Raw genomic sequence first — 6,015 nt, 5'->3', positions numbered from 1 at the left:
GCCGTGTACCACTTCGTCGTGGGAGATGGGCAGGATAAATTGCTCGGTAAAGGCGTAGAGCAAGCCAAAGGTCAGTTTGTCGTGGTGGTGCTGGCGGTTGAGCGGGTCTTCGGCGATGTATTTCAGGCTGTCGTGCATCCAGCCCATGTTCCATTTGTAGGCGAAGCCCAGGCCGCCGCCCTGGGTGTCGGCGCTGACGCCGGGCCAGGCTGTGGATTCTTCGGCAATCACTAGGGCACCGGGAACTTCGGTGTGGACCACGTCGTTGAGGTGGCGCAGGAAGTCGATGGCTTCAAGGTTTTCCCGGCCACCGTGGCGGTTGGGGATCCATTCACCGTCTTTGCGCGAGTAGTCGCGGTAGAGCATCGACGCCACGGCATCTACGCGCAGGCCGTCGATATGGTATTGGCGCAACCAGTGCAGCGCCGAGGCGAGCATATAGCCGTGCACTTCGTTGCGGCCGAGGTTGTAGATAAAGGTGTCCCAGTCTTGGTGGAAGCCCTCGAACGGGTTGGCGTATTCGTACAGCGCGGTGCCGTCGAAACGGGCCAGGCCGTGGCTGTCGGTGGGGAAATGCGCCGGCACCCAGTCGAGGATGACGCCAATGCCAGCGCCGTGCAGGCGGTCGACAAACGCGGCGAAGTCTTCCGGGCTGCCGTAGCGGGCGCTGGGGGCAAATTGCGAGAGCAGTTGGTAGCCCCAGGAGCCGCCGAATGGGTGTTCCATGATTGGCATCAGCTCAACGTGAGTGAAACCAAGCTCGTGGATATAGGGAATTAGCTGATCGGCCAATTCGCCCCATTTGAGCACGCGACCATCTTCATGGTGGCGCCAGGAGCCGACGTGCATTTCATAGATCGACAGCGGTTGGTTATGGGCTTGGCCGTGTTGCCGGTTGTCCATCCATTGCTGGTCATTCCAGGTGAAGTCCAGGGGTTTCGACACCACAGAACCCGTGGCCGGCGGCAACTCGGTGGCCAAGGCAATGGGGTCGGCCTTGAGCGGCAGCACGCCATGGGCGCCGAGAATTTCGTATTTATACACTTCGCCCGGCTGCAAACGCGGGATAAACAACTCCCATACCCCCGAAGGATGGCGCGCACGCATAACATGGCGGCGCCCGTCCCAGCCATTGAAATGGCCGACCACAGACACCCGCCGCGCATTCGGTGCCCACACGGCAAAGCGCACGCCGGGGATGCCGTTCTGCTCCATAACCTGCGCGCCAAAGCTTTTGCCCAGTTCGCGGTGGTTGCCCTCGCTGAACAGGTAGATATCGGTTTCCCCCAGCTGCGGACCAAAGCTGTATGGGTCTTCGATTTCCTGCTCGCCCTCGCCCCAGCGAATCCGCAGGCGGTACGGGCGCTGGTCGAGGGGGCGAATGGTAAAGAAGCCCGGCACTGAACCTTGGGCCAATGCGCCAAGGTTGTCGCCGTTGGCCGCATCAATCAGCTCAACGCCCATGGCGCCAGGCAAGTACACGCGAATGATCGGCCCTTGCTCGTCGTTATGCGGGCCGAGAAAGGCAAACGGGTCATTATGCTCGGCGCGCACTAACGCTTGGATCTGCCCTTCCAGCGGATCGTCGTGACGCGGCGCCAGCACTTTCAAATCAATCATCGTCCACTCCGCAATAGGTCTTGGCCCAGTTCCACCAGCCCTTGCACCGGCACATTCAGCCAGTCGGGACGGTAGCGGGCTTCATAAAGAATTTCGTAGGCAGCTTTTTCCACACTGAACAGGGCCAAGGCGGCCTCTTCACCGCCGCGCTCATGCCAGGCGTGAGGAATATCAGCCGCGGCCACGCTATAGGCTTGCAAGAACGCGGTGCGCGCCTGGCTGCGGTACTCGGCAGCCACTTCACGGCGCACGGCTTCGGCTTGCGGCGAAGCATCGGTGCTTTGTGTATTGCGAATGGCCATAGCTGCGGCGTAGTCGAACGAGCGGACCATACCGGCCACGTCTTTCAATGGGCTGTGGCGGGTACGGCGCTCTTGCAGGCTGCGGGTTGGTTCACCTTCAAAGTCGATCAAGAAGGCATCGCCCTGCACCACCAGCACTTGGCCCAGGTGCAGGTCGCCATGCACGCGAATACGCAGCCCACCGACACTTTGTTTGCAGAGTTTTTTCACCGCCGCGAGCAATTGCTTGCTGTGCTCGGCCAGCCATTTCGCACTTTCCGGATCGGCGCTGGAACTGCTGGCCACTACCGCCAAGGCTTCCTGTAATTGCGCGCTGATATTGCTGGTCCACTCGGCTACGTCCTGCTGGGTGGTGGTGATCGCGCCAAAGTCCGGGTTGTCGGTTTTTTGCGCCAGTACGGTGTGCATCTCGCCCAAGCGACGGCCGAGCATGCGGGCAAAGGTCGCCAGTTCCAGGGACGCGGGCGCCACGCTGCCGTCGTCCGCTTTAACCGCTGGGGCGGACAGTTGATCACGCACTGCGCGTTCCAAGGTGTTTTGCGTCCACTGCCAGGCATCCCCTTGGTTGCTAAGGAAGCGCTGCAACACCATCAAGGTATGCGGCACACCTTGCGAGTCGACACGGCGCACTTCGCCCAACAGCGGTGGAATATTGGCAAAGCCTTGCGCGGTGAGATAACCGCCCATTTCCGTTTCCGGGTGCACGCCTGGCATTACGCGGCGCACCAATTTCAGCACCATGCTGTCGCCAATCAGCGCCGAGCTATTGGACTGTTCGGCAGACACCAGTCTGATTTCCGCATCCGGGTTATCCGCCAGTTCCTGCAATTGCGGCGTTGGCAGAAATTGCAGCTCGCTGCCGGCCTGGCTCAGCACTTGGCCTTCACGCAGGTAACGCACCACTTGCGCACTGAACTCCGGCAAGGTGAAGGCATCCGTCAGCAAGCCCACTTCCCTGCCCCGGCGCAAACGCGCCAAAGCCAGTTGCTGCGGCACGGTACTGCCGGGAGTGTTTTCCGCCACATAGCTGAGCGGCAGTTGGTAATGCTCCACCTGATCGCCACTGCGCACTTCCACTTCACTGAGCACGCTGAGTTCGCCAAACGGTACGACGTACAGCAGTTTGTATTCGGCGGCCGCGCCGGCATCCAGGCTGGAGAACCAGCGACGTTTGGGCAGATACGCCGGCAACGACTCGCGGCTTAAGGTCAGGCTGGTGCGCGACTGGCTCAGCTCACTTAAATCGCGCTTGACCACCAAGGTCGGCAAGTCCGGCATACGATCCACTGGCGCCACATGCCACGCCGGCATTTGCGCCTCTTCGGCCAGCAGGAACCAGTAGAAGCCGTACGGCGGCAGCGTTAGCAGGTAGTGCAGTTGGCCAATCGGCGGAAACGAAGTGCCACCGACCATTTCCACCGGCACCATGCCGTTAAACGCCGCGAGGTCCAACTCGGCCGCCTGGGCCGCGCGGGACATATTGGCCACACACAGAATGGTTTCCTGTTTGCCGTCTTCACCGGTGTATTCACGCACATAGGCAAGAATGCGGCGGTTGGATGGTGCGAGCATTTTCAACGTGCCACGACCAAAGGCTTTTTGCTGTTTGCGGATGGCCAGCATGCGCCGCGTCCAGTTCAGCAGCGAATGGGTGTCGCGCTGCTGGGTTTCAACGTTGACGCTTTGGAAGCCGTACAGCGGGTCCATGATCGGCGGCAATACCAGGCTGGCTGGGTCGGCGCGGGAGAAGCCGCCGTTGCGGTCGATCGACCACTGCATAGGCGTGCGCACACCGTCGCGGTCGCCGAGAAAGATGTTATCGCCCATGCCGATTTCATCGCCGTAATACAGGGTCGGCGTACCGGGCATGGACAACAGCATGCTGTTAAGCAGTTCGATACGCCGGCGATCACGCTCTACCAGCGGCGCCAAACGGCGACGGATGCCCAGGTTAATCCGCGCGCGGCGGTCGGCGGCGTAGTAATTCCACAGGTAATCGCGCTCGTGGTCGGTGACCATTTCCAGGGTCAGCTCATCGTGGTTGCGCAGGAAAATGGCCCATTGGCAATTGGCCGGAATTTCCGGGGTCTGGCGCAGGATATCGGTGATCGGGAAACGGTCTTCCTGGGCAATAGCCATATACATGCGTGGCATCAGCGGGAAGTGAAACGCCATATGGCATTCGTCGCCGGGGCCGCCATCTTCGCCACCGAAATACAGCTGAGTGTCTTCCGGCCATTGGTTGGCCTCGGCCAGCAACATACGGTCGGGATAGGTGGCGTCCAGCTCGGCGCGAATTTTCTTCAGCACCACGTGGGTTTCGGCCAGGTTTTCGTTGTTGGTGCCTTCGCGCTCGATCAGGTACGGAATGGCGTCCAGACGCAGGCCATCGACGCCCAAGTCGAGCCAGAAGCGCATCACGCTAAGCACTTCTTTGAGCACCTGCGGATTGTCGAAATTCAGGTCCGGCTGGTGCGAATAAAAGCGGTGCCAGAAGTACTGGCCGGCGACCGGGTCCCAGGTCCAGTTGGACTTCTCGGTGTCGAGAAAAATAATGCGGGTTTCCGGGTACTTCTGGTCGCTGTCGGACCACACATAAAAGTCCCGCGCCTTGGAGCCAGGCTTAGCCCGACGGGCCTTTTGGAACCACGGGTGTTGGTCCGAGGTGTGGTTAATCACCAGCTCGGTAATTACCCGAATGCCGCGGGCATGGGCCTCGGCAATAAAGCGCTTGGCGTCGGCCATGGTGCCGTAGTCGGGGCTAACGTCGCGGTACTCGGCAATGTCGTAGCCATCGTCGCGGCGTGGCGACGGGTAAAACGGCAGCAGCCAGATGGTGTTAACACCCAGGTCGGCAATGTAATCGAGCTTTTCGATCAGCCCTGGGAAGTCGCCGATGCCGTCGTTGTTGGAGTCATAGAACGACTTCACATGCACCTGGTAAATCACCGCGTCTTTGTACCAGAGCGGGTCTTGGATAAAGGCGGCGGGGCGGCGGGTCTTTTTGCTTTTTGCTTTAGTCGGTTCGCTCATCATTAGTCCCTTAATTGGTCGTGCGCACACGCCAGATCCCGAAGGGCTGGTAGCCCGGATCTATACGCATCCATTGGGTTTTGCCGTGCCAGGTCCAGGTGTGCCCAGTCATCAGGTCTTCACCGTGCAGGCTGGCATCGTCAGGCAGGCCGAACTCCCAGAGCGGCAGTTCAAAATGGGCTTCCTGGGCGTTGTGGGGGTCAAGGCTGACCGCCACCAGAATGAAATTGCTGAGGTCGGCAGTACGTTTGCCGAACAGCAAGATGTTGTCGTTGTAGCAGGTGAACACCTTCAGCCCCAGGTGGGTTTGCAGCGCCGGGTTTTGCCGGCGAATACGGTTGAGCTGGGCGATTTCGCTAACGATATTGCCGGGCTGTTGGTAGTCGCGCGGGCGGATCTCGTACTTCTCGGAATCGAGGTACTCCTCTTTGCCCGGCACCGGCGCCGACTCGCAGATTTCAAAGCCTGAATACATGCCCCACAGGCCTGAGCCCATGGTCGCCAGCGCCGCACGAATGAGAAAACCGGCGCGGCCGTTGTTGTGCAAAAACGCCGGGTTGATATCCGGGGTATTCACAAAAAAATTCGGCCGGTAGCAATCGCGCCATGGCGCTTCATTCAGCTCGGTGAAATAGGTTTCCAGCTCGGCCTTGGTATTGCGCCAGGTGAAGTAGGTGTAGCTCTGGCTGTAACCAACCTTGCCCAAACGCGCCATCATTGCCGGGCGGGTAAAGGCCTCGGCGAGAAAGATGACTTCCGGGTGGGTGCTGCGGATATCGGCAATCAGCCACTCCCAAAACGGCAGGGGTTTGGTGTGCGGGTTATCGACGCGGAAATGGGTAACGCCCTCTTCCACCCAACCTTTCACCACATCGCGCAGCGCCAGCCACAGGCCGGGAATAGCGTCTTTGGCGTAGAAGTCGACGTTAACGATGTCTTCGTATTTTTTCGGCGGATTCTCGGCGTGGCGGATCGTGCCGTCAGGGCGCCAGCTAAACCAACCCGGATGCTCTTTAAGCCACGGGTGGTCGGGCGAGCACTGAATGGCGAAGTCCAGGGC

General features: G+C 60.1%; 2 protein-coding genes and 1 pseudogene. All 3 read right to left on the bottom strand.

Annotated features, from left to right (window positions below):
* The coding region (glgB, locus tag AAAB16_RS08950) for a 1,4-alpha-glucan branching protein GlgB (protein WP_340663017.1) at positions 1-1,620 on the bottom strand (1,620 nt) is incomplete at its 3' end.
* A complete protein-coding gene (gene treS, locus AAAB16_RS08945; RefSeq protein ID WP_340663016.1) occupies positions 1,617-4,955 on the bottom strand; it encodes a maltose alpha-D-glucosyltransferase in 3,339 nt (1,112 codons plus the stop codon). The genes treS and glgB, both read right to left, overlap by 4 nt.
* A 10-nt stretch (positions 4,956-4,965) precedes the next feature.
* Positions 4,966-6,015: pseudogene (locus AAAB16_RS08940) on the bottom strand (alpha-1,4-glucan--maltose-1-phosphate maltosyltransferase); the annotation flags it as partial.

Origin of the sequence: Pseudomonas sp., from assembly GCF_037994325.1 — a bacterium.
In the GTDB taxonomy this organism is placed as follows: domain Bacteria; phylum Pseudomonadota; class Gammaproteobacteria; order Pseudomonadales; family Pseudomonadaceae; genus Aquipseudomonas.
Note: the sequence above shows the minus strand (reverse complement) of the source record. Positions and strands in the feature narration are given on the sequence as shown.

What these genes read in the sequence shown, in the direction of transcription:
- treS (WP_340663016.1), bottom strand. Translation starts at nt 4,955, where the DNA reads ATGAGCGAACCGACTAAAGCAAAAAGCAAAAAGACCCGCCGCCCCGCC.